The sequence below is a fragment of the Kitasatospora sp. NPDC059747 genome (assembly GCF_042732955.1).
GTDB lineage: Bacteria > Actinomycetota > Actinomycetes > Streptomycetales > Streptomycetaceae > Kitasatospora.
In genome coordinates this window covers 1-23,653 of sequence record NZ_JBHWGV010000015.1, presented here as the reverse complement: position 1 = coordinate 23,653, position 23,653 = coordinate 1, and the positions used below count along the sequence as shown (strand labels likewise).

General features: G+C 70.0%; 15 protein-coding genes. All 15 read right to left on the bottom strand.

Annotation, left to right across the window (positions count from 1 at the left end; all coding sequences use genetic code 11):
- Positions 1-3: 3 nt before the first annotated feature.
- On the bottom strand, positions 4-1,626 hold the full coding sequence (locus tag ACFV4G_RS09220) for an ABC transporter substrate-binding protein (protein ID WP_380438148.1): 1,623 nt from the start codon (positions 1,624-1,626) through the stop codon (positions 4-6).
- 409 nt (positions 1,627-2,035) lie between these two features.
- Positions 2,036-3,154 carry an ABC transporter ATP-binding protein gene (locus ACFV4G_RS09215; protein WP_380438146.1) on the bottom strand — a complete coding sequence of 373 codons (1,119 nt, stop codon included), beginning with the start codon at positions 3,152-3,154 and terminating at the stop codon, positions 2,036-2,038.
- Complete coding sequence (locus ACFV4G_RS09210; protein ID WP_380438144.1) at positions 3,144-4,196, bottom strand: ABC transporter ATP-binding protein; 1,053 nt, start codon at positions 4,194-4,196, stop codon at positions 3,144-3,146. Before ACFV4G_RS09210 ends, ACFV4G_RS09215 begins: the two co-directional genes overlap by 11 nt.
- A 16-nt stretch (positions 4,197-4,212) precedes the next feature.
- A complete protein-coding gene (locus tag ACFV4G_RS09205) occupies positions 4,213-5,127 on the bottom strand; it encodes an ABC transporter permease (protein WP_380438272.1) in 915 nt (304 codons plus the stop codon).
- Positions 5,128-5,203: 76 nt separating this feature from the next.
- Entirely contained in the window at positions 5,204-6,130 is a 927-nt protein-coding gene (locus ACFV4G_RS09200; RefSeq protein ID WP_380438143.1) for an ABC transporter permease, read from the bottom strand.
- Between the two features lie 70 nt (positions 6,131-6,200).
- Entirely contained in the window at positions 6,201-7,820 is a 1,620-nt protein-coding gene (locus tag ACFV4G_RS09195) for an ABC transporter substrate-binding protein (protein ID WP_380438141.1), read from the bottom strand.
- A 210-nt stretch (positions 7,821-8,030) separates the two neighbouring features.
- Positions 8,031-9,053 (bottom strand): ABC transporter ATP-binding protein, encoded by a 1,023-nt coding sequence (locus ACFV4G_RS09190; RefSeq protein ID WP_380438139.1) that lies wholly within the window; start codon positions 9,051-9,053, stop codon positions 8,031-8,033.
- A complete protein-coding gene (locus ACFV4G_RS09185) occupies positions 9,046-10,095 on the bottom strand; it encodes an ABC transporter ATP-binding protein (RefSeq protein ID WP_380438137.1) in 1,050 nt (349 codons plus the stop codon). The genes ACFV4G_RS09190 and ACFV4G_RS09185 overlap by 8 nt, the downstream gene beginning before the upstream one ends.
- 19 nt (positions 10,096-10,114) lie before the next feature.
- The gene (locus ACFV4G_RS09180; RefSeq protein ID WP_380438135.1) at positions 10,115-11,056 is read right to left on the bottom strand and encodes an ABC transporter permease; all 942 of its coding nucleotides are present in this window, start codon (positions 11,054-11,056) and stop codon (positions 10,115-10,117) included.
- Entirely contained in the window at positions 11,049-11,993 is a 945-nt protein-coding gene (locus ACFV4G_RS09175; RefSeq protein WP_380438133.1) for an ABC transporter permease, read from the bottom strand. The genes ACFV4G_RS09180 and ACFV4G_RS09175 overlap by 8 nt, the downstream gene beginning before the upstream one ends.
- Positions 11,994-12,081: 88 nt before the next feature.
- Positions 12,082-13,707, bottom strand: a complete 1,626-nt coding sequence (locus ACFV4G_RS09170; RefSeq protein WP_380438130.1) for an ABC transporter substrate-binding protein — start codon at positions 13,705-13,707, stop codon at positions 12,082-12,084.
- A 431-nt stretch (positions 13,708-14,138) separates the two neighbouring features.
- On the bottom strand, positions 14,139-16,043 hold the full coding sequence (typA, locus tag ACFV4G_RS09165) for a translational GTPase TypA (RefSeq protein ID WP_380438128.1): 1,905 nt from the start codon (positions 16,041-16,043) through the stop codon (positions 14,139-14,141).
- Positions 16,044-16,263: 220 nt separating this feature from the next.
- Positions 16,264-18,069 carry an ABC transporter family substrate-binding protein gene (locus ACFV4G_RS09160; RefSeq protein WP_380438126.1) on the bottom strand — a complete coding sequence of 602 codons (1,806 nt, stop codon included), beginning with the start codon at positions 18,067-18,069 and terminating at the stop codon, positions 16,264-16,266.
- A gap of 93 nt (positions 18,070-18,162) precedes the next feature.
- Positions 18,163-20,763 carry a SpoIIE family protein phosphatase gene (locus tag ACFV4G_RS09155; protein ID WP_380438124.1) on the bottom strand — a complete coding sequence of 867 codons (2,601 nt, stop codon included), beginning with the start codon at positions 20,761-20,763 and terminating at the stop codon, positions 18,163-18,165.
- A 265-nt stretch (positions 20,764-21,028) separates the two neighbouring features.
- A partial coding sequence (locus ACFV4G_RS09150) for a SpoIIE family protein phosphatase (RefSeq protein WP_380438122.1) occupies positions 21,029-23,653 on the bottom strand: 2,625 nt, incomplete at its 5' end.

Below are 23,653 nucleotides of genomic sequence, written 5' to 3'. Positions count from 1 at the left end.
GGGTCAGGCGAGTTCGACGGAGGTCAGGTCGATCCGGTTCTGGGCGTCGATGATCACGTTCTTGACGGTCTTGGTGTACGCCCCGGAGCTCATGTAGGTGTACACCGGGATGTACGGCAGCTCCTTGAGCAGGATGTCGTCGGCCTGCTGGTACAGCTTCAGGCCCTCGTCCTCGGTCTTCGCCTGGTCGGCCTTGGCGAGCAGCGCCTCGAAGTCCTCGTTGACGTAGCCGCCGTAGTTGGAGCCGTTGTCGATGGCGATCTTCGAGAAGATCGGGCGCAGGTAGTCCTCGATCGACGGGTAGTCCATCGACCAGGCCATCCGGAAGGCGCCGGAGTACTGCTTGGCCCCCAGCGCGTCGAGGATCTTGCCGAACTTCTCGAACGGCTTGAAGGTGACGTCGATCCCGAGGTTGTTCTTCAGCTGGTTGCCGACGGCCTCGATCCACTCCTTGTGGCCGCCGTCCGCGTTGTAGCCGATCTCCAGCTTGTTTTCGGGCAGGCCGCCGGACTGGGTGTAGAGCGCCTTCGCCTTCGCCGGGTCGTACTTGCAGGCGTCGCCGCACGCGCCCTGGCGGTAGCCCGGGATGATCGGGTTGACGAAGTCGTCGGCCGGCTTGCGGGTGCCGGAGAAGATCGTCTTGGTGATGGCCTCGCGGTCGATCGCCATCGAGATCGCCTTGCGCAGGTCGGGGCTCGCGAACGCCTTGTTGGTCGCGATCGGGAACCCGATGTAGCCGACGCCGGATTCCGGCTGGTAGATGTAGCGGTCACCGAACTCCTGGGCCACCGTCGCCATCGCCGAGATCGGCAGCTTGTTGGTGATCTGGATGTTGTCCGCGCGGAGGTCGTTGTACGCGGTTTCCAGCTTGTCGTAAATCTTGAAGGTGACCGAATCGAGCTTGGCCTTTTTGCCCGGGTAGTTGTCGTAGCGCTTGACCTTGATCTGCTGGTTGTGCTGCCACGGGCCGTCCATCTGGAACGGGCCGTTGCCGATCGGGTTGTCGCCGAAGGCCTTCGGGTCGTTGAAGAACGCCTTCGGGAGCGGATAGAAGGCGTTGTACCCGAGCATGGTCTTGAACTGCGAGAACGGCGCCTTGAGGGTGACGGTGAAGGTCTTGTCGTCCACGACCTTGAGGCCCTTGAGCGCCGTGGCCGTGGGCTTCTTGTCCTTGCCGGGCGCGAGCTCGTCGGAGCCGAGGACCTTGTCGAAGAACGGCAGGGCCTGCGCGGCGTTGTCCTGGTCGGCGCCCCAGTTCCAGGCGTCGACGAAGGACTGCGCGGTCACCTTCTCGCCGTTGTGGAAGGTGTAGCCGTCCTTGAGCTTGATCGTCCAGACGGTGGAGTCCGGGGAGTCGATCGACTCGGCCATGGCGAGCTTGGGCGTGCTGGTCTTGGGGTCGTAGTCGACCAGCCCGGTGAAGAGCGCGTACTCGACCTGGGTGCCCTCGGACTCCGCGGTGTTCTGCGGGACCAGGCCGTTCTGCGGCTCACCCAGCTGGACGCTGATCGACCCGCCGGTCTTGCCGGCCGGGGACTTCTTGTCGCTGCCCGTGGTGCACGCGGAGATCGCGAGCGCCGTGCAGGCCGCCAGGGCGGTCAGGCGCATCGTCTTGGTGAGCCTCATTCAACTGCTCCTCGTTTTGGGGGCTTGCGAACGAACGGCGGCCCCGCCACTCGGTGTGCCGGGCGTGACGGAGGCCGACATCTCAGGGCCGATCCGCACAGTTGGCGAGGTGACCACTGATACGCGCAAAGCAACTATCGATCAACCGACCGGCTTTCGGAATCCGCGTCACATCTCTTTTCAATTACGCGCCGGACCCGGCCCGGACAATGCTCGCCAAATTCCCGCATATCGCATACGGGATCACCCGTTCCGATCTCCGGAAGGCGGACGATGATCTCCGGTATTCGCGCGTTTACGAGGAGTAATCGATCTTTTTCCGGCGTTTGCGCAGCACAGCGCAGGGCGCGCCCTCGAATCGAGGACGCGCCCTTGGTGTGCGCCGCCTGCCGCGACGTCGACCGAATTGTTACCCGGCCGCGGCGGCCCCCCTCCCGTTGTCCCGCTCCGCCGCGAAGTGACACGCCGACTCGTGCCGGGCCGCCCCGTCCAGCCACGACGGCGCCGCGAGCAGCGGGACCTCCACCGCGCACCGCTCCTGCGCCTTCCAGCAGCGCGTGCGGAAGCGGCAGCCCGACGGCGGGTTCGCCGGCGAGGGGACGTCCCCGGTCAGCACGATCCGGTCCCGCGACTCCCGCGCGGTCGGGTCGGGCACCGGCACGGCCGACAGCAGCGCCTGGGTGTACGGGTGGGTGGCGTGGTCGTAGATCTCCGCGTCGGAGCCGATCTCGACCATCTTGCCGAGGTACATCACGCCGACGCGGTCGGAGATGTGCCGGACGATCGAGAGGTCGTGCGCGATGAACATGTACGAGAGGTTGAACTCGCCCTGGAGCTTCTCCAGCAGGTTGATCACCTGCGCCTGGACGGACACGTCCAGGGCGGAGACCGGCTCGTCGCAGATGATGATCTCCGGCTTGAGCGCCAACCCCCGGGCGATGCCGATGCGTTGACGCTGACCGCCGGAGAACTGGTGCGGATACCGGTTGATGTACTCCGGGTTGAGCCCGACGACGTCCAGCAGATCCTGGACGGCCTTGCGGCGGTCGCCCTTCGGGGCCACCTCGGGGTGGATCTCGAACGGCTCGCCGATGATGTCGCCGACCGTCATGCGCGGGTTCAGCGACGTGTACGGGTCCTGGAACACCATCTGGATGTTCCGCCGCACGGCCTTCAGCGCCGACCCCGACAGCCGGGAGATCTCCTCGCCCTTGTACCGGACGGATCCCCCGGTGGCCGGCTCCAGGCTCATCAGCACCTTGGCCAGCGTGGACTTCCCGCAGCCCGACTCGCCCACGATGCCCAGCGTCTCCCCCTGCATCAGGTCGAAGGAGACCCCGTCCACCGCCTTCACCGCGCCGACCTGCTTCTTGAGCAGCACCCCCTTCGTCAGCGGGAAGTGCTTGACCAGGTCGCGGACTTCGAGGATCGGCTCGCCGCGCGCCACGTTCTGGTCGAACACGAGCTCCTCCGGCGTGGTCGCCGCCGCCGTGGTCGCCCCCAGCGCACTCGCCCCGTTACCGGCCATGGAGGGTCTCCTTCCAGAAGAAGCACGCGCTGCCCCGCCCGGCCAGCGCGGTGCCGTCCTCCTCGGTCACGGGGTACAGCTCCGGCACCTCGGCCCGGCAGACGTCCTGCGCCCGCGGGCAGCGCGGGTTGAACGCGCAGCCCTTCGGGATCCGCAGCAGGTTGGGCGGCAGCCCCTTGATGGCGTAGAGCTCCTGGCCCTTCTGGTCCAGTCGCGGGATCGAGTCCAGCAGGCCCCGGGTGTACGGGTGGGCCGGGCGCGCGTACAGCTCGTGCACGGGCGCCGTCTCGACGATCCGCCCCGCGTACATCACCGCGATCTTGTCCGCGACGTCGGCCACCACGCCGAGGTCGTGGGTGATCAGGATCAGCCCCATCTGGAACTCCGCCTGGAGCTCCGCCAGCAGGTCCATCACCTGGGCCTGCACCGTCACGTCCAGCGCCGTCGTGGGCTCGTCGGCGATGATCAGGTCCGGTTCGAGGGCCAGCGCCATCGCGATCATGATCCGCTGACGCATGCCGCCGGAGAACTGGTGCGGGTAGTCGTTCACCCGCTGCGCCGCCGCCGGGATGCGTACGCGGTCCATCAGCTCGACGGCCTTGTCCTTGGCCTCCTTGCGGGACGTCCCCTGGTGCGCCCGGAACATCTCGCCGAGCTGGAAGCCCACGCTGAGCACCGGATTGAGCGAGGACAGCGCGTCCTGGAAGATCATCGCGATCTTCCGGCCGCGGATGCGCCGCCGCTCCTCCCGGCCCATCTTCAGCATGTCCTGGCCGCGGAAGCGGATCTCGCCGCGCGGGATGCGGGCCGGCGGCATGTCCAGGATGCCCATGATCGCCTGCGCCGTCACCGACTTGCCCGACCCGGACTCCCCGAGCACCGCCAGCGTCTCCCCCGCCCGGACGCTGTAGTTGACCCCGTTGACCGCCCGGGCCACGCCGTCCCGGGTGACGAACTCGACGTGCAGGTCGCGCACGTCGAGCAGCGGTCCCTCGTACGGCGCGTCCCGCCCGGGTTCGGTGGTGTCCACAGCTGTAGTCACGATGCGTTCCCCTCGCTCAGCGAAGCTTCGGGTCGAGGGCGTCGCGCACCGCGTCGCCCAGCATGATGAAGGCCAGCACGGTGACGGAGAGCGCCGCGGCCGGGAAGAACAGGACGTACGGCGCCGTCCGGATCACCTTCTGGGCGGAGGAGATGTCGATGCCCCAGGAGATGGTCGGGTCCTGCAGGCCGATGCCGAGGAAGCTCAGCGTCGCCTCGGTCGCGATGTAGCCGCCGAGCGCGATGGTCGCGACGACGATCACCGGCGCGATCGCGTTCGGCAGGATGTGCCGGAACATCAGCCGTCCGGTCCCGGCCCCGAGTGCCCGTCCGGCCACCACGTAGTCGGCCTGTTTGACGGTCAGCACGGCGCCGCGCATGACGCGGGCGATCTGGGTCCAGCCGAGGAAGCCGAGGGCGATGACCACGCTCCACACCGTGCGGGTGGCGAACGCGTTCAGCAGCACCAGCGAGCCGAGCAGCAGCGGGATCCCGAAGAAGATGTCGACGATCCGGGAGATCACCGCGTCCACGCCGCCGCCGAAGTACCCGGCGACCATGCCGGCCAGGCCGCCGAGCACGGTGACCGCCGCGGTGACGCAGATGCCGACGGTGATCGAGGCGCGGGCGCCGTACACGACGCGGGCGAAGATCGACCGGCCCTGTCCGTCGTAGCCGAACCAGCCGGCCCCGAACACGTCCGACCAGTCCGGCCGGCGCAGGTAGTTGTGCACCAGGTCGGCCTTGCGCGGGTCGGCGTCGGTGAACGCCCACGGGAAGATCGCCATGACGACCAGCAGCAGGATCAGCACCGCCGAGATCAGGAAGATCGGGCGCCGCCGCAGGTCCCGCCAGGCGTCGCCCCAGAGGCTGCGGGCCTCCTCGCGCTTGACCGGGTCGGCCTCGACCAGGGTGTCCTGCTCGACGGCCATGCCCTGCTCGCCCGCGTAGTCCAGGCGCGAGACGCCGGGCTTGGGGTGCGGTTCGAAGGACTCTTCGTCATGGATGTCAGGCATAGCGGATCCTCGGGTCCAGGACCGCGTAGAGCAGGTCGACGAGCAGGCTGGCGACCAGGTAGACGATCACCAGGACGGTCACGATGCCGACCACCGTCGGCCCCTCCTTCTGGTTGATCGCCCGGTACAGGACGTTGCCGATGCCCTGCACGTTGAAGATGCCCTCGGTGACGATCGCGCCGCCCATCAGGGCGCCCAGGTCGGTGCCGAGGAACGTGACCACCGGGATCAGCGAGTTGCGCAGCAGGTGGCGGGAGATGATGGTCCGCCGGGGCAGGCCCTTGGCCACCGCGGTGCGCATGTAGTCGGCCCGCAGGTTCTCGCCGATGGAGGTGCGGGTCAGCCGGGCGACGTACGCGAGCGAGAGCGAGCCGAGCACCATCGCCGGCAGGAGCAGCTGGGACAGGTCGTAGCTGTCCTGCACCGTCGGGGTGACCCAGCCCAGGTTGGTGGCGAACACCGTCTGCGCGATGTACGCGAGCACGAAGACCGGGATGGAGATCACCAGCAGGGTGAGGATCAGCACCAGGGTGTCCTGGAGGCTGCCGCGCTTGAGGCCGGAGACGAGCCCGAGGCACAGGCCGAGGACCATCTCGAACACGAAGGCCAGCAGCGCGAGCCGGATGGTGACCGGGAAGGCGTCCGCCATGATGTCGGTGACCGGACGGCCGGTGAAGCTGGTCCCGAAGTCCCCCTGGAAGAGGTTGCCCATGTAGTGCAGGTACTGCTTCCAGACCGGCTGGTCGAGGTAGTACTTGTGCTTGATGCTGGCCACCACGGCCGGATCGGCGGCCTTCTCGCCGAACAGCGCCGCCACCGGGTCGCCCGGCAGCGTGTAGACCATCAGGAAGATCAGCAGCGTGGTGCCGAGGAACACCGGGATCATCTGCAGCACCCGACGCAGCACGTAACTGCCCATCCGAGCCTCCTTCCGAGGTGGCCGGGCCCCGCCCTCCGTGCGGTGAGGGCGGGGCCGGCGGGAGAGGGGATCAGCCCTTGACCTCGACCTGGGTCCAGGCCGGGTTGCCGAAGGAGTCGAACTTCACGTTCTGCACCTTGGTCGAGTAGCCCGAGTTGGTGCGGTAGTACCAGAGCGGGATGGCCGGCATGTCGCCGGGCAGCACCGCCTCGGCCTGCTGGTAGCCGGTGACCGTGTCGGCGACGCTGGCGGCCTCGTCGGCCTGCTTGGCGGCCTGGTCGAACTGCGGGCTGCTGTACCCCGTGTCGTTGGACGCGGCGCCGGTGCGGTACACGTCCGCGAGGAAGTTGGCGTTCAGCGGGTAGTCCTGCACCCAGCCCGTCCGGAACATGCCGTTGACCTGGTGTCCGGTGATCGCCGCGCGCGCGGTCTTGAAGTCGGGCTTCGGGTCGCCGGTGCAGTCCACCCCGGTGCTCTGCCGGATCGAGTTGCACACCGCGTCGACCCACTCCTTGTGGCCGCCGTCCGCGTTGTACAGGATGGTCAGCTTGTTGCCGGGGACGCCGCCGCCCTCGGTGATCAGCGTCTTCGCCTTGGCCGGGTCGAACTTGCAGAAGTCGCCGCAGGCGCCTTCCTTGTAGCCCTCGACGCCTTCGGCCACCCAGGCGCTGGCGGCCTTGCGGGAGCCCTGGAGCACGGTCTTGGTGATGGTGTCGCGGTCGATCGCCATCGAGATGCCCTGGCGGACCTTGGCCTTGTCGGGCGCGGACCAGTCGGCCTGGTAGAGCGTGAACCCGACGTTCTGGATGGCGCCCTGGGGGGAGTCGATCGCCCGGTCGCCGAGGTCGCTCTTGTAGGTGGCCAGCGCGGACGGCGGCACCTGGTCCATCACGTCGAGGTTGCTGGACTGGAGGTCGGCGTAGGCGGCCTCGGACGTGTTGTACATCTTGAAGACGACGCCGCCGTTCTTCGGCTTGTCCACGCCCTGGTAGTCCGGGAAGGCCTTGGTGACCACCTGCTGGTTGTGGGACCAGCTGACGAACTGGTACGGCCCGTTGCCGACGGGCTTCTGCCCGTACCCGGCCGGGTCCTTGAAGAAGCCGTCCGGCAGCGGCGAGAAGGCGATGTAGCCGAGCTTGTACTCGAAGTACGAGACCTTGTTGCTCAGCTTGACCGTGAAGTGCAGGTCGTCGGTGACGCTCAGGCCGGACATCTTGTCCGTGGTCGGCTGGCCGGTGGCCGGGTGGACGTCCTTGTAGCCCTCGATGTCGGAGAACCAGGAGCTGTTGATCTGGTTGTTGGTGGTGGCCGCGCCCCAGTTCCAGGCGTCGACGAAGTTCTTGGCGTGCACCGGGGTGCCGTCGTGGAACTTCCACCCGTCCTTCAGCGTGACGGTGTAGGTCTGCGAGTCGCTGGTGTCGATCTTGTCGGCGACCTGCATGCGGATCTTCGCGGTGCCGGGGTCGTAGTCCACGAGCCCCTTGAACAGGTTCTGGATGATGCGACCGCCGCCGGTCTCGTTCGCGTTGGCGGGCTGGAGCGGGTTCTGCGGCTCACTGCTCTGGTAGCTGAAGGTCTTGCTGGTGTCCGACGAACTGCTGCCGCCCCCGCTGCTGCTGCACCCGGTGGCCACCAGGGCCACGGACGTCGCAGCGGCGAGGACCCAACGAGCACGGGCGGCTACGGGCATGGAGGTCCCTCCTCAGGGTGTGTGTCGCATCACACCCCATGAGAAGCGCGCCCCGGCGACGGCGCGAGTCGAGTACCCCCGGATGGGTGCGGTGACCGCCCGCGGAGTTGACGCAGCGCCGGATCGACGCAGCACCGGACCTACCGAATGCCGGAAGGGCCCGTGGCGGGAAGCCACGGGCCCTTCCGGGTGCGTCACGGGTGCCGTCGGTCAGGCCGCGGCCGTCTCCGTCTCGCGCACCTCGGCGAAGTGACAGGCCGACTCGTGCGCGGCCGCGCCCTTGAGCAGCGAGGGCACCGCGAGCAGCGGCATCTCCTCGGAGCAGCGGTCCTCCGCCTTCCAGCAGCGGGTGCGGAAGCGGCAGCCGGACGGCGGGTTGGCCGGCGAGGGGATGTCGCCGGTCAGGATGATCCGGTCGCGGTGCTCGCGCGCCGTCGGGTCCGGCACCGGCACCGCGGAGAGCAGCGCCTGGGTGTACGGGTGGGTGGCGTTCTCGTAGATCTCCTCGTCCGAGCCGATCTCGACCATCTTGCCGAGGTACATCACGCCGACGCGGTCGGAGATGTGCCGGACGATGGAGAGGTCGTGGGCGATGAACATGTACGAGAGCCCGAAGTCGCTCTGCAGCTGCTCCAGCAGGTTGATCACCTGCGCCTGGACGGACACGTCCAGGGCGGAGACCGGCTCGTCGCAGATGATGATCTCGGGCTTGAGCGCGAGGCCGCGGGCGATGCCGATGCGCTGGCGCTGACCGCCGGAGAACTGGTGCGGGTACCGGTTGATGTACTCCGGGTTCAGGCCGACGACGTCCAGGAGGTCCTGGACGGCCTTGCGGCGGTCGCCCTTCGGGGCCACCTCGGGGTGGATCTCGAACGGCTCGCCGATGATGTCGCCGACCGTCATGCGCGGGTTCAGCGAGGTGTACGGGTCCTGGAACACCATCTGGATGTTCCGGCGCACGGCCTTGAGGGCCTGGCCGGTCAGCTTGGAGATGTCCTCGCCCTTGAACAGCACCTGGCCGGAGGTGGCCCGCTCCAGGTTCATCAGCACCTTGGCCAGCGTGGACTTGCCACAGCCGGACTCGCCGACGATGCCGAGCGTCTCGCCCTTCATCAGGTCGAAGGAGATGCCGTCGACCGCCTTGACCGCGCCGACCTGCTTCTTGAAGAGGATGCCCTGGGTCAGCGGGTAGTGCTTGACCAGGTCCTTGACCTCCAGGATGGGCTCAGCCATGGAGGGTCTCCTTCCAGAGGTGGCACGCGCTGCGGCGGCCGGTGAGCTCCTTGCCGTCCTTGTCGGTCACCTGGTGCAGCGCCGGGATCTCCGTGCGGCACAGGTCGGTGGCGACGTCACAGCGGGGGTTGAACGCGCAGCCGGCCGGGACCTTCAGCAGGTTCGGGGGCAGACCCTTGATCGCGTACAGCTCCTGGCCCTTCTGGTCCAGGCGCGGGATGGAACGCAGGAGGCCCTTGGTGTACGGGTGCGCCGGGTTGGCGTACAGGTCGCGCACCGGGGCCGTCTCGACGATCCGGCCGGCGTACATGACGGCGATCTTGTCCGCGACGTCGGCGACCACGCCGAGGTCGTGGGTGATCAGGATCAGGCCCATGTTGTACTCGGCCTGCAGCTCGGCGAGGAGGTCCATCACCTGGGCCTGGACGGTCACGTCCAGGGCGGTGGTGGGCTCGTCGGCGATGATCAGGTCGGGCTCCATGGAGAGCGCCATCGCGATCATGATGCGCTGGCGCATGCCGCCGGAGAACTGGTGCGGGTAGTCGCCGACGCGCTGCCTGGCGGCGGGGATGCGGACCCGCTCCATCAGCTCGATGGCCTTCTCCCGGGCCTCCTTCTTGGAGGCGCCGCGGTGCACCCGGAACATCTCGCCCAGCTGGGCGCCGACGGTCATGACGGGGTTCAGCGAGGACAGCGCGTCCTGGAAGATCATCGCGATCTTCTGGCCGCGGATCTGCCGGCGCTCCTCCTCCTTCATGGCCAGCATGTCCTGGCCGCGGAAGAGGATCTGGCCCTGGCTGATCTTGCCGGGCGGCATGTCGAGGATGCCCATGATGGTCTGGGCGGTCACCGACTTGCCGGAGCCGGACTCGCCGAGCACCGCCAGGGTCTCACCGGCGGCCACGGAGTAGTTGACTCCGTTCACGGCCTTCGCGACGCCGTCCCGGGTGTGGAACTCCACGTGGAGGTCCTTGACCTCCAGCAGCGGGGTGCCAACTTCGAGCCGGCCGCTCTTCTGGTTCTTCTCGATCACGGTGGTCATCGGGTCGTCACCTCTTCTCTCAGCGGAGCTTCGGGTCGAGGGCGTCGCGCACCGCGTCGCCGAGCATGATGAAGGCCAGCACGGTGACGCTCAGGACCGCGGCGGGGAAGAGCAGCACGTGCGGGGCCGCCAGGAAGCGGACCTGGGCGTCGCTGATCATCAGGCCCCAGGAGATCTCCGGCGACTGGACGCCGATGCCCAGGTAGGACAGGGCGGACTCGGCGCCGATGTAGACACCCAGGCTGATCGCGGCGACGACGATGACCGGCGCGATGGCGTTCGGCAGGATGTGCCGGAAGGTGATCCGGCCGGCACCCGCGCCCAGGGCTCGGGCGGCCATCACGTAGTCGTTGTTCTTGTTCGCCAGCACCGAGGCGCGCATGATGCGGTAGATCTGCGGCCAGCCGAGGACGGCCATCACCAGGGAGACGGTGTAGGCGTTGCCCTTGCCGAGCATCGACATGATCAGCATGCCGCCGAGCAGGGTCGGGATCGAGAAGAAGATCTCGGTGAACCGCGACAGGACCGAGTCGACGATCCCACCCTTCCAGCCGGCCAGCAGGCCGAGGAGGGAGCCGACCACGGTGACCATGGTGGTGGTCAGGATGCCGACGATGATCGAGTTGCGGGCGCCCCAGATGGTGCGGGTGTAGTTGTCGCAGCCCTGGACGTCGTAGCCGAACCAGTGGTCGGCGCTCGGACGCTCCAGCGAGTGCGACAGGTCGCACGCGTTGTTGTCGAACGGGCTGCCGTCGGTGAACCACTGCGGCACGATCGAGATGACGATCAGCGCCAGCACCAGCACGCCGCCGATGATGAACATCGGGTTGCGGCGCAGGTCGCGGACCGCGTCCGACCACAGGCTGGCAACGCGCTCCGGCTTCTGCTTCTTCGCCGGCGCGGCCTTCGGGCTGTTGTCCCCGGCCGGCGCCGAGGCGTCCTTGGTGATGGTGTCACTCATAGCGAATCCTCGGGTCGAGCACGGCGTACAGCATGTCCACGAGCAGGGTGGTCACGAGGTAGATCATCACCAGCAGCGTGACGACGCCGACGATGATCGTGCCCTGCTTCTGGTACACGGCCTGGGCGAGCAGACCGCCGATGCCGTGGATGTTGAAGATCTTCTCGGTGATCACCGCACCGCCCATCAGGCCACCGAGGTCGGCGCCGAGGAAGGTGACGATCGGGATCAGCGCGTTGCGCAGGGCGTGCCGGCCGATCACCCGACGGCGCTTCAGGCCCTTGGCGACGGCGGTGCGGACGTAGTCCGCGCGCATGGTCTCCATCAGGCTGGTGCGGGTCAGTCGGGCGACGTACGCGAGCGAGAGCGACGCGAGGACGAAGGCCGGCAGCAGGTAGGCCCGGATTCCGTCCTCCTCGTTGAAGGAGACCGAGAAGAAGTCGATGCCGTACGAGTTCTTCAGCTGGACGCCGAGCACCAGCTGGAGGATGAAGCCGGTGACGAAGACCGGGACCGAGATGACCAGCAGGGTGCTCAGGAGGACCAGCTGGTCGAGGAACTTGCCCTTGCGCAGGGCCGCCATGACACCCGCCGCCACACCGACGACCGCCTCGATGACGAACGCCACCATGCCGAGGTTCAGGGTGTAGGGGAAGGCGTCGCCGATCATGTCGCTCACGCTGCGACCCTGCAGGCTCTCGCCCAGGTCGCCCTGGAAGACGCCCGAGATGTAGTGCCAGTACTGAACGAGGAACGGGTCGTTCAGGTGGTACCTCTGACGGATCATCTCCGCCACGATCGGGTCGGCGCGCTTCTCACCGGCCAGCGCCTGCACCGGGTCACCCGGCAGCGAGAAGACGATGAAATAGATCAGGAACGTCGCACCGATGAGAACAGGGATCGCCTGTATCAACCGGCGGATCACATAGCGGCCCATCAGACCTCCATACTTTCGGACAAGGAAGGGAGGCGGGCGAGCCGGACTGTGGTCCGGTCCACCCGCCCCCGATCGTCTGACTACCGGATCAGCCGGCCATCTCAACTTCGGCCAGGTTGTAGCGCATCTGCGCATCCGTGTTGAAGTTCTTGATCTTCTTGGTGTACGCAGCGGAGGACTGGTACGTGTAGACCGGGATGTACGGCATGTCCTTGATCAGGATGTCGTCGGCCTGCTGGTAGAGCTTGATGCCCTCGTCCTCGGTCTTCGCCCCGTCGGCCTGGGTCAGCAGGCTCTCGAACTGGTCGTTGACGTAACCGCCGTAGTTCGAGCCGCTGTCGATGGCGACCTTGGAGAAGATCGGGCGCAGGTAGTCCTCGATCGACGGGTAGTCCATCGACCAGGCCATGCGGAAGGCGCCCTGGTACTGCTTGGCCTGGAGCGCGTCCAGGATCTTGCCGAACTTCTCGAACGGCTTGAAGGTGACCTCGACGCCGAGGTTCTTCTTCAGCTGGTTGCCGACGGCCTCGATCCACTCCTTGTGGCCGCCGTCGGCGTTGTAGCCGAGCTCCAGGGTGTTGCCCGGCAGACCGCCGGCCTGGGTGAAGAGGTCCTTGGCCTTGGCCGGGTCGTACTTGCAGGCGTCGCCGCAGGCGTCCTTGCGGTAGCCGTTGATCAGCGGGCTGACGAAGTCCGAGGCCGGGACGCGGGTGCCGGCGAAGATCGTCTTGGTGATCTGGTCACGGTCGATCGCCATCGAGATCGCCTTGCGGATCTCCGGCTTCTGGTAGGCCGGGTTGTAGGCGATCGGGAAGCCGATGTAGCCGATGCCCGACTCCGGCTTGTTGATGTAGCGGTCACCGAACTCGCTGGCGACGGTGGACATCGCGGAGATCGGGAGCTTGTTGGTGGCCTGGATGTTGTCGGCGCGCAGGTCGTTGTACGCGGTGTCCAGGTTGTCGTAGATCTTGAAGGTCACGTTCTGCAGGTGGGCCTTGGTGCCACCGTAGTTGTCGTAACGCTTGATCTTGATCTGCTTGTTGTGGTCCCAGTCGCCGTCCATCTGGAAGGGACCGTTGCCGATGGGGTGCTCGCCGAACGCCTTCGGGTCAGAGAAGAACGCCGTCGGCAGCGGGTAGAACGGGTTGTAACCCAGCATCGTCTTGAACTGCGAGAACGGCGCCTTCAGGGTGACGGTGAAGGTCTTGTCGTCGACGACCTTCAGGCCCTTGAGCTCCTTGGCGGTCGGGGTCTTGCCCTTGCCCGGAGCCAGCTCGTCGGAGCCGAGGATCTTGTCGTAGAAGGGCAGGCCCTCGGCGGCGTTGTCCTGGTTGGCACCCCAGTTCCAGGCGTCCACGAAGGACTTGGCGGTGACCTTCTCGCCGTTGTGGAAGGTGTAGCCGTCCTTGAGCTTGATCGTCCAGGTCGTGCTGTCCGCGGAGTCGATCGACTCGGCCATCGCGAGCTTCGGCGCGTTGGTCTTGATGTCGTAGTCGACCAGACCGGTGAACAGCGAGTACACGACCTGCGTGCCCTCGGACTCCGCGGTGTTCTGCGGAACCAGACCGTGCTGGGGCTCACCGAGCTGGACGGCGATGCTGCCGCCGTCCTTCGAGGCCGAGTCGCTGCTCTTCGAGCTGGTGCTGCAAGCGGTCGCGGCCAGGGCGATCGCGGTCGCCGCAACGAGCCACTTGGTCTGGGTTGCACCACGCATGGGGGATGCCTCCTGAAATCGACTTTCCAACGAGGAGAGCACCGCGGTTGGTTGATACCGGATCCGCTGTGCCGTCCGCGCTCGTGGTTTCGGCGCGCACCCCTGCGCGTTAACCCTTGACCCGAGCCTGACTGGCTCCACTATCCGTCACGCACGGACACGAAAGTGACCACTGCCGATCTCAATTAGGTCACATGAACGGTCGGTAAGTTTCGAAAACCGGACATATGAGACATAGCCAGACAGGTACCAAACGGACAGTCGTCATGAATGACGGACTGTCATGTTCGCTCAGCGGACACCCCACTGTGATAGGCGCTATTCCGTTTATACCCGCATCGACAACTTGGGGTGATTGAAAAAGTTCGCCCCCCTCTCCAGTGGAAAGGGGGGCGGAGCTTTCCGGCCAAAGGCCGATCAAACCGTCGGGATCACGCCTTCTTGGCGCGCGAAGCGGTGCGGCCGCGGTCCTTCTGGTCGAGGACGACCTTGCGGATGCGAACCGTTTCCGGGGTCACCTCGATGCACTCGTCCTCGCGGCAGAACTCCAGCGACTGCTCCAGCGAGAGCTTGCGCGGCGGGACGATCGACTCGGCGACGTCGGCGTTCGACGACCGCATGTTGGTGAGCTTCTTCTCCTTGGTGATGTTCACGTCCATGTCGTCGGAGCGCGAGTTCTCACCGACGATCATGCCCTCGTACACCTCGGTGCCCGGCTCGCAGAAGAGCACGCCGCGCTCCTGCAGGTTGGTCATCGCGAAGGCGGTGACCACGCCGGCCCGGTCGGCGACCAGCGAGCCGTTGTTGCGGGTGGTCAGCGTGCCGAACCACGGCTCGTGGCCCTCGTGGATCGAGTGGGCGATGCCGGTGCCGCGGGTGTTGGTGAGGAACTCGGTGCGGAAGCCGATCAGGCCGCGGGACGGCACGACGAACTCCATGCGGACCCAGCCCGAGCCGTGGTTGGACATGTTGTCCATCCGGCCCTTGCGGATGCCCATGAGCTGGGTGACGGCACCCATGTGCTCCTCGGGGACGTCCACGGTGAGGCGCTCGACCGGCTCGTGCGTCTTGCCGTTGACCTCCTTGGTGACCACCTGCGGCTTGCCGACGGTCAGCTCGAAGCCCTCGCGGCGCATGGTCTCGATCAGGATGGCCAGCGCCAGCTCACCGCGGCCCTGCACCTCCCAGGCGTCCGGGCGCTCGGTGTCCAGGACGCGCAGCGAGACGTTACCGATGAGCTCGCGGTCCAGGCGGTCCTTCACCTGGCGGGCGGTGACCTTGCGGTCCACCTTGGCGCCGGCCTTGGCGTCCGCGCCCTTGCCGCTGCCGCCACGGCCGACGAGCGGCGAGGTGTTGGTGCCGATGGTCATCGAGATGGCCGGCTCGTCCACCGTGATCAGCGGCAGCGCGATCGGGTTCTCCGGGTCGGCCAGGGTCTCGCCGATCATGATGTCGCCGATGCCGGCGACGGCGCAGATGTCACCGGGGCCGGCGACCTCGGCCGGCTTGCGGGTGAGCGCCTCGGTCATCAGCAGCTCGGAGATGCGGACGTTCTGGATCGAGCCGTCGCGCTTGATCCAGGCCACGGTCTGGCCCTTGCGCAGCTCGCCCTGCTCGACGCGCAGCAGCGCGATGCGGCCGAGGAAGTTGTCGGCGTCCAGGTTGGTGACGTGGGCCTGGAGCGGGGCGTCCTCGTCGTAGCTCGGGGCCGGGACGTGCTCCAGCAGGGTGGAGAAGAACGGCTCCAGGCTGGTGCTGTCGGCCGGGACGGTGCCGTTCTCCGGCTTCGTCAGCGACGCGACGCCGTCACGGGCGCAGGCGTAGACGATCGGGAACTCGATCTGGTCCTCGTCGGCGTCCAGGTCCAGGAAGAGGTCGTAGGTCTCGTTGATGACCTCGTCGATCCGGGAGTCCGGGCGGTCCGTCTTGTTGATGCAGAGGATGACGGGCAGACGGGCCGAGAGCGCCTTGCGGAGCACGAAGCGGGTCTGCGGCAGCGGGCCCTCGGAGGCGTCGACGAGGAGCACGACCGCGTCCACCATCGACAGACCGCGCTCGACCTCGCCACCGAAGTCGGCGTGGCCCGGGGTGTCGATGATGTTGATGGTGATCGGAGCGCCACCATCCTTGGGGTGGTACTTGACCGCGGTGTTCTTCGCGAGAATGGTGATGCCCTTCTCGCGCTCCAGGTCGTTCGAGTCCATCATGCGGTCGTCGAGGTGCTGGTGGGCCGCGAAGGCGCCGGCCTGCTTCAGCATGGCGTCGACCAGGGTGGTCTTGCCGTGGTCGACGTGGGCGACGATGGCGACGTTACGGATGTCGTTGCGCGTGGGCATGCCTAGCGGATTCTCCCGGAATCGTGGGTTACGGCGCCCGGCCGCGAGACGCGCACTTGCGGCCGCCGTCGGCCGCCGTCACCCGTTCGCCTGCTACTACCGGTCCACCCGCCGGGCATCTGGACACGCCCCGGCTTTCTCCTATGGTACGGGGAAGGGCGCACCGGGGCAGAAACGAGCCCGTCCGGCGGGATCAAGATCACAGCCGGGTCACGCCGGGCTACGGCGTCACGGCCCACCCGACGTCCTGGAAGCGCGGCCAGTCGAAGCCCCACACCCCGGCCCCGGCCACGCCCGAGCGGACGCCCACCAGCTCCGGCCGCTGGTAGAGCGGCACCGAGTGGCCGAGCTGCCAGATCCGGATGTCGGCCTCCTGGAGCAGGTCCAGACGGGTGGCCCGGTCGAGCTCGCCGGCCGCCCGGTCGAAGAGGCGGTCGATCTCCTCGGTGCCGCTGCGGGCGTAGTTGCTGCCCGGGTCGAGGGTGCCGTCGGGGTCGGGCCGGGGCTTGGCGTAGGCGGGCCGCTGCTCGCTCGCCGGACTGGGGCCGGCCGGCCAGGAGAACAGGGCGAGGTCGTAGTCGCCCACCGCGAGGTGGTGCTTGACGAAGGTGTCGGCGGGCGCGGTCACCGTCCGCAGGGCGACGCCCTGCTCGGCGAGGCCGGCGGTGAGGGCGTCGGCAGTGCGCTTGGCGGTCGCGGAGCCCGCCGGGACGAGCAGGTCGAGGGTGAGCGGCTTGCCGTCCTTGGCCCGCGTGCCGCCGCCGTCCGGCCGCTTCCACCCGGCCTCGTCGAAGAGCCGGGCGGCGTCGGCCGGGCCGGCGGCCGCGCTGTTGTCGCGGTAGCCGTCCTGGTCCCCCGCGAGGAGGTGGCTGCCCAGGGCGGCCGGGGCGACGCCGAGCGGGGTGAGGGCCGCGGCGGCGACCCGCCGCCGGTCGACGGCCCGGCCGAGCGCGAGGCGCAGCGCCGGGTCGGTGAGCGGGCCCCGGGCGGCGTTGAGGGTGAGCTGGGTGAGCGAGGCGGCGGCGGCCCGGTGCACGGTGATCCCGGGCAGCGACTCGGCCCGCCGCAGGGCGAGCGCGGCCGCCTCGGGCGCGGCGGCGGGCGGTGCGGCCGCGGGCGGTGCGGCCGCGGAGGGGCTCGCGGACGGCGCCGGGGGCACCGCCCGGTCCACCGCGGCGGTGACCGGGGCGATGTCCAGCAGGTCCTGGTCCAGGGCGTCGAGGCGCCGTTCGGGGGCCGCCGCGAGGAAGTCGATCCGGTCCGCCTTCGGCCGGTCGCCCCACCAGAGCGGGTTGCGCTCCAGCGTCACCCGTCCGTCCTCGGCGTCGTACCGGGACACCGTGTACGGCCCGGCGCCGAGGTGGCCCCCGCCCGCGAGCGCCTGGTTGAACGCCGCCGCGGTGGACGTCTCGGCGGCCGGGTACAGCGGTCCGAAGAGGGACGGCCAGTCGGCGCAGGGCCGCCGGAAGGTGACCTTGACCTCGTGCGGGTCGGCGCCCTGGCCGATCGAGTCGATGGCGTCGTACCCGGCCGGGTGCCCGCCCCGGTACGCCGGGTCGAGGCCGGAGAGCGCGGCCCGCTGGGCGATCAGGTCGGCGGCGGTCAGCGGGGTGCCGTCGCTCCAGACGGCGTGCGGGTTGAGCCGGTAGGTGACGACCTGCGGCCGCTGACCGGGCGGGGTGGACTCGGCGCCGGCCAGGTAGTCCGGGTCGGGGACGAGCCGGCCGTGCCCGTCGGGCCGGAAGAGCGACGGGTAGAGGGCGTGCGCGAGCAGCGCCGAGTCGGCGGTCGCGGCGGGCTGGTAGACGTTGAGCGTCGCGGGGACGCGGTCCACCGCCCAGCGCAGCGTCCCGCCGTCCCGGACGGCGGCGCGGTCGGCGGGCCGGACGTCCCCGGTGGCGGCGGTGGCCTCGGGGGCGGGCTCGGGGGCCGGGGGCCGGGCCGGGGCCGGGCGGTCGGAGCAGCCGCCGAGCACGGCGGCGAGCAGCAGCGCGGCGGCTGCGGCGGTGAGCTGGCGGACGCGCATGGCGGCCATCGAACGCCGACCGGCCGGTCGCACCCGCGCCGACACGGCGGGCCGCCGGGCGACTGCACCCGGACGGCCGATCCCCCGGACGCCTCAGAGCGCCAGCTCGAACCAGACGATCTTGCCCTTGGGCGTCCGCCGGCTGCCCCAGCGCTCGGCGAGCAGGCTGACGAGTTGCAGGCCGCGGCCGCCCTCGTCGGTCTCCTGCGCGCGGCGCTGCCGGGGCTGGGCGTAGCCGTCGTCCCAGACCTCGCAGACCATGCCGCGGTCGCGCAGCAGCCGCAGCCGGATCTCGCCCCGCCCGTGCTTGAGCGCGTTGGTGACCAGCTCGCTGACGAGCAGCTCGGTGGTGTCGACGAGCTCGTCCAGGCCGCGGGCGAGCAGCCAGCTGCAGGCGAGTTCGCGGGCCTTGGCGACGGACGTGGGCTCGGGCGGCAGGAACCAGTTGCCGACGCTGTCCTCGGGGAAGGCGTGCACCTTGGCCATCAGGAGGGCGATGTCGTCCTCGCCGTGGTGCGGGTTGAGCTCGCCGAGGACGTGGTCGCAGAGGTCCTCCAGGCCCTTGCCCTCGGCGGAGAGCGCGGTGCGGAAGGCCCGCAGGCCCTCGTCCAGCTGGTGCTTGCGGCTCTCCACGAGGCCGTCGGTGTACAGGCCGAGGACGGCGCCGTCGGGCAGGGTCAGCTCGACCTCCTCGAAGGGCTCGCCGCCGACGCCGAGCGGCAGGCCGGGCGGCACGTCGAGCATCCGGGCGGGCTCGCCGGGGCTGAGCAGGACCGGCGGCAGGTGGCCGGCGTTGGCGAACACGCAGCGCCGGGTGACGGCGTCGAAGACCGCGTAGACGCAGGTGGCCAGGTAGACCTCGCGGGCCTCCTCGTCGGCCGTCGAGGTGAGCCGCCCGTACGGGCTGGCCGGGCCGGCCGGTACGGAGTCGTCGCCGAGGCCGCGGGCGATCTCGTCGAGGGCGCCGAGCACCTCGGCGGGGTCGAGGTCGAGCATCGCGAGGGTGCGCACGGCGGTGCGCAGCTGGCCCATCGCGACGGCGGCGCGCAGGCCGCGGCCCATGACGTCGCCGATGACGAGCGCGGTGCGGTTGCCGGGCAGCGGGATGACGTCGAACCAGTCGCCGCCGACCTCGGTGTTGTTGTTGCTGGGCAGGTAGCGGCAGGCGATCTCCAGGCCGCTGGCGGCCGGGTTGCCGGGCGGCAGGAGGCTGCGCTGGAGGATCAGGGCCCGCTCGTGCTCGCGGCGGTAGAGCCGGGCGTTGTCGATGCAGACGGCGGCGCGGGCGACGAGCTCCTCCGCGATGGCGACGTCGCGGGCGTCGAAGGGCTCGCTGCCGATGGCGCGGGAGAGCTGGACGAGCCCGAGGACCTGGTCGCGGGCGACCAGCGGGACGATCAGCGTGGAGCGCAGCAGCGGGTCGGGCCCCGGCTCGGGGACGACGCTGCGGCCGGTGCGCAGGGCCCGGGCGTGCGGGGAGCGGCGCGGGTAGCAGAGCGTGCCGCCGGCCTCGGCGATGGGCAGGCCGGTGACCGAGCCGAGCACCGAGGAGGCGCCGCCGACGACGCTGGAGACGGCGACCCGGCGCAGCTCGCCGCTGCCGTCGGTGAGGACGGTGTCGCCGAGGCGCCCGGCGCTCGGGACGCTCTCGCCGGAGAGCAGCGCGGTGTACAGGTCGACGGTCGCGAGGTCGCAGAACGGCGGGACGACGACGTCCAGCAGCTCCTTGGCGGTGGTCTCCAGGTCGAGGGTGGAGCCGATGTGCGCGCTGGCCTCGTTGAGCAGCGCGAGGTTGCGGCGCACGCCGTCGGCCTCGCGCTCGGCGACGTGCCGGCTGGTGACGTCGGAGACCTGCCCGGCGACGCCGATGGGCTGGCCCGCGGCGCCGTTGAGGCGGTAGAGCGACACGGCCCAGAGCCGGTTGCCCTCGCGGGTGGGGACGACGCCGTGGAAGCGCAGGTCGAACACGGGCTCACCGGTGGCGAGCACTTTGCGCAGGGCGGCGCTGAGCCGGTCGGCCTCGGAGGGCGGGAAGAGGTCGTGCGGGGTGAGGCCTTCGAGGTCGACCGGGGCGAGGCCCATGCCGGAGGCGAAGGCGTCGTTGACGCGCTGCAGGCGCAGCCGGTCGTCGAACAGGACGAAGCCGGTCGGGGTCTGGCCGAAAACCGCCTCCGAGGCGGCGAGATCGGTCTCCACGCGGCGCAGCCGGCCGAGGTCGACGGCGAGACAGGTGGCGCCGGCGGGCAGGGCGGTGTCCGGCATCAGGTACAGCTCGGCCAGGCCCTCCCCCCCGGCGGCGTCGAGGTACGGGGTGGTGCCGGTCCACTCCTCGCCGCCGAGGGTGCGCTCCAGCCGGGCGCGGCCGCGCTGCCAGAGCTCGCGCGGGACGAACGTGGTGATCGGGTCGGCGCCGACCGCGTCGGTGGCGGGGACGCCGAAGAACTCGGCGGCGCGCTCGCTCCACTGGCTGATCCGCCCGTCGGGGCCGATCGCGAAGGTGGCGACCCGGATGTAGTCGTAGACCGAGCCGGCGCCCGCGTGGGTGCCGACGTGGGCGGCGGCGCCGTGCCGGCCCTCGGCCGCGGCGGCCGCGCGGGCCGTCACCGGGGCGGGCAGGTGCGGTGAACCGGCCTGCCCGGGCACGGCGGCATGACCGCTGCTGCTCGGCGCGTTCCGCGCCGGGGTGCTGTTCAACGGACCGACCCCTCCAACCCGCGACCGTCCGGATGTCGAGAAGACCGAGTATTCATCATCGAGGGGTGCGTTCACACGCCCTCAACATCACAACATCAGATCGGGCGAAGGTTTTTGTCCTACCGCCCGCGCAACCACAATGCCACGCCCGCGCCCCCTGCCGGAGTGCGCGCTCCCCCTGGCCGCCAGGTGGCATATGCAGCTCCGTTCTACTCGCGTCCCGCTGGTCCTCCGCGCCGGCTCACGCCCTCGCCCGCCGCACGCCTCACGGCTCGTCGGGCTCATTACCCGGGAGCGCCTGCTCGAACCAGACGACCTTGCCGATGCCCTCGGCCCTGGCGCCCCAGCGCAGTGCGAGCCGGCGGACCAGCTCCAGGCCCCGGCCGCCCTCGTCCGCCTCGGCCGCGTGCCGCTCGCGGGGCGGGTCGGGAAGCGGGTCGGAGATCTCCACCAGCAGCGTCTCGCCGAGCGTCAGCCGGACCCCGATCGGGGCGCTGGCGTACCGGACGGCGTTCGTGACGAGCTCGCTGACCAGCAGCTCCGCGATGTCGGTCAGCGCCTCGACGCCCCACTCGGCGAGCGTGGAGCGCACCAGCCGCCGGGCCCGGGAGACGGCGGTGGGCTCGGCCGGCAGCGTCCAGCCGGCCGTCGGGGTGCCGGCCTGGCCGTGACCGAGCCGGGCCAGCAGCAGCGCGACGTCGTCCGGCTCGCGCCCCTGCTCCATGGTGTCGAGCACGGCCTCGCAGGCGGCCTGGATGGACGCGTGCGGCTCCTGGAGGACGGTGACCAGCCGGCCGAGGCCGACGTCCAGGTCCTTGTCCCTGGACTCGACCAGGCCGTCGGTGCACAGCGCGAGCAGGCTGCCCTCGGGGATCTTCAGTTCGACCGACTCGAACGGGACGCCCCCGACGCCGAGCGGGGCGCCGGAGGGCAGGTCGAGGATCCGGCCGGTGCCGCCGGGCAGCGGGCCGCCGGTGCGGGTCGGCTCCTCGGTCTCCTGGCCGGGCACCACGAGCACCGGGGGGATGTGCCCGGCCTTGGCGACGGTCAGCCGGGCCGTGCCGGGGTCGAAGACGGCGTAGACGCAGGTCGCGAGCAGCGCCTCGTCCGGCCCCTGGGCGAGGTCGTCGGCGAGCTCGTGCACGTGCCGCAGCAGTACGTCCGGCGGCAGGTCGAGGGCGGCGAGCACCCGGACGGCGGTGCGCAGCCGGCCCATGGTCGCGGCGGCGCGCAGGCCGTGGCCCATGACGTCGCCGACGACCAGCGCGGTGCGGTCGCCGGGCAGCGGGATGACGTCGAACCAGTCGCCGCCGACCTCGGTGCCGCTGGAGCCGGGCACGTAGCGGTAGGCGACCTCGACGCCGGTGGGCTGCGGGACCTGCTGCGGGAGCAGGGTGCGCTGGAGGGTGAGCGCGGCGGTGCGCTCGCGGGCGTAGAGGCGGGCGTTGTCGAGGGAGCTGCCGGCCCGGTCGGCGAGTTCGACGGTGAAGGCGAGGTCGTCCCGGTCGAAGCCCTCGCGGTAGCCGGCCCGGCTGACCAGCAGCAGGCCGATCACGATGCCGCGGGCGCGCAGCGGGACGACGAGCATCGAGTGCACGCCGAGGTCGTGCGCGGCCTGCATCTTCGGGTCGCCCGGGTAGGTGACGTCGTTCAGCTGGTCGGCGCCGGAGAGCAGCTCGGGCACGCCGGTGCGCAGCACCCGGCCGCAGGCGGAGTCCTCGGCGAAGGTGATCCGGGCGCCGCGGCGCAGCATCACGTCGACCTCGGGGCCGTCCTGGACGGAGGCGGTGCCGAGCTGGAGCAGCGAGGTGCGCCGGTCGTGGCCGTGCCGGGGCAGGTCGTCGCCGTGGGCGACGGCCTGCAGCAGGATCACCGCGGAGTGGTCGGTGAGCCGGGGGACGACGGAGCCGGCCAGCTCCTGGGCGATCCGGGCGGCGTCGAGGAGGTCGCCGACCCGCGAGCCGAACTCGTTGAGCAGGGAGAGCCGGCGCCGGGCGTGCTCGACCTTGGCGACGGCCCGGTAGCGCTCGGTGACGTCCATGACGGTGCCGGAGATGCCGAGCACGCGGCCGGAGCGGTCGGTCATCCGGCTGTAGGAGATCGAGCGGTAGCCGGAGCGGGCGGTGACCGGCGAGGCGAGGGTGACGTCGATGACCGGCTCGCCGGTGGCCAGCACCTGGCGCTGGATGGCGGTGATCTCGTCGGCGGCCCGCTCGGGCAGGGTCTCGCCGGTGGTGCGGCCGACGTGGTCGTCGGTGGCGACGCCGTTCATCTCGGCGAGGGTCTGGTTGACGGCGGTGTAGCGCAGGTCGGTGTCGAGGACGGCGATGCCGAGCGGGGACTGCTCGAACAGCGCGTCACGCACCGCGAGGTCGCGCTCGACGGCCCGGACGGCGGCCGCCTCGGCCAGGTTGACCTGGAGGAACGGGGTGCCGTCGCCGTCCACCAGCAGCGAGATCCGGGCGTCCACGGCGACCGGCACGCCGTCCCGGTCGCGCAGTTCGGCGGGCCCGGCCCAGCGGCCGTTGCGCAGGGTGTCCCGGATGGCGGCCTGGATCCGGGCGACCTGGTCGTGGTCCGGGATGAGCTCGTCGATCCGGCGGCCGACCAGCAGCTCGTTCGGCCAGCCGAGCAGCTCCTCGGCGGCGGGGCTCCAGAGCACCACGCGGCCGGCCGTGTCGAGGATCGCGATGGCGACCTTGAGCATGTCGAGCAGGCTGCCCTCGGCCGGGCTGCCGGCCCCGCCCGGCGGCTCGGTGGGCCCGCCGGGGAACGGGCGGGCGGGCCGGCTGCGCAGGCCCGGGGCGGGGACGTCGAGGGTCGGCGCGGGCCGCGGGGTGCCGGCCTCGGCACCGCCCGGGGCGGCCTCGGTGACGGCGGCGGGCCCGCG

Coding starts and splice junctions, on each gene's coding strand:
- ACFV4G_RS09195 (WP_380438141.1), bottom strand. CDS start 7,820: ATGCCCGTAGCCGCCCGTGCTCGTTGGGTCCTCGCCGCTGCGACGTCC.
- ACFV4G_RS09205 (WP_380438272.1), bottom strand. CDS start 5,127: ATGGCCGTCGAGCAGGACACCCTGGTCGAGGCCGACCCGGTCAAGCGC.
- ACFV4G_RS09200 (WP_380438143.1), bottom strand. CDS start 6,130: ATGGGCAGTTACGTGCTGCGTCGGGTGCTGCAGATGATCCCGGTGTTC.
- ACFV4G_RS09185 (WP_380438137.1), bottom strand. CDS start 10,095: ATGACCACCGTGATCGAGAAGAACCAGAAGAGCGGCCGGCTCGAAGTT.
- ACFV4G_RS09190 (WP_380438139.1), bottom strand. CDS start 9,053: ATGGCTGAGCCCATCCTGGAGGTCAAGGACCTGGTCAAGCACTACCCG.
- ACFV4G_RS09180 (WP_380438135.1), bottom strand. CDS start 11,056: ATGAGTGACACCATCACCAAGGACGCCTCGGCGCCGGCCGGGGACAAC.
- ACFV4G_RS09220 (WP_380438148.1), bottom strand. CDS start 1,626: ATGAGGCTCACCAAGACGATGCGCCTGACCGCCCTGGCGGCCTGCACG.
- ACFV4G_RS09215 (WP_380438146.1), bottom strand. CDS start 3,154: ATGGCCGGTAACGGGGCGAGTGCGCTGGGGGCGACCACGGCGGCGGCG.
- ACFV4G_RS09160 (WP_380438126.1), bottom strand. CDS start 18,069: ATGCGCGTCCGCCAGCTCACCGCCGCAGCCGCCGCGCTGCTGCTCGCC.
- ACFV4G_RS09170 (WP_380438130.1), bottom strand. CDS start 13,707: ATGCGTGGTGCAACCCAGACCAAGTGGCTCGTTGCGGCGACCGCGATC.
- ACFV4G_RS09175 (WP_380438133.1), bottom strand. CDS start 11,993: ATGGGCCGCTATGTGATCCGCCGGTTGATACAGGCGATCCCTGTTCTC.
- typA (WP_380438128.1), bottom strand. CDS start 16,043: ATGCCCACGCGCAACGACATCCGTAACGTCGCCATCGTCGCCCACGTC.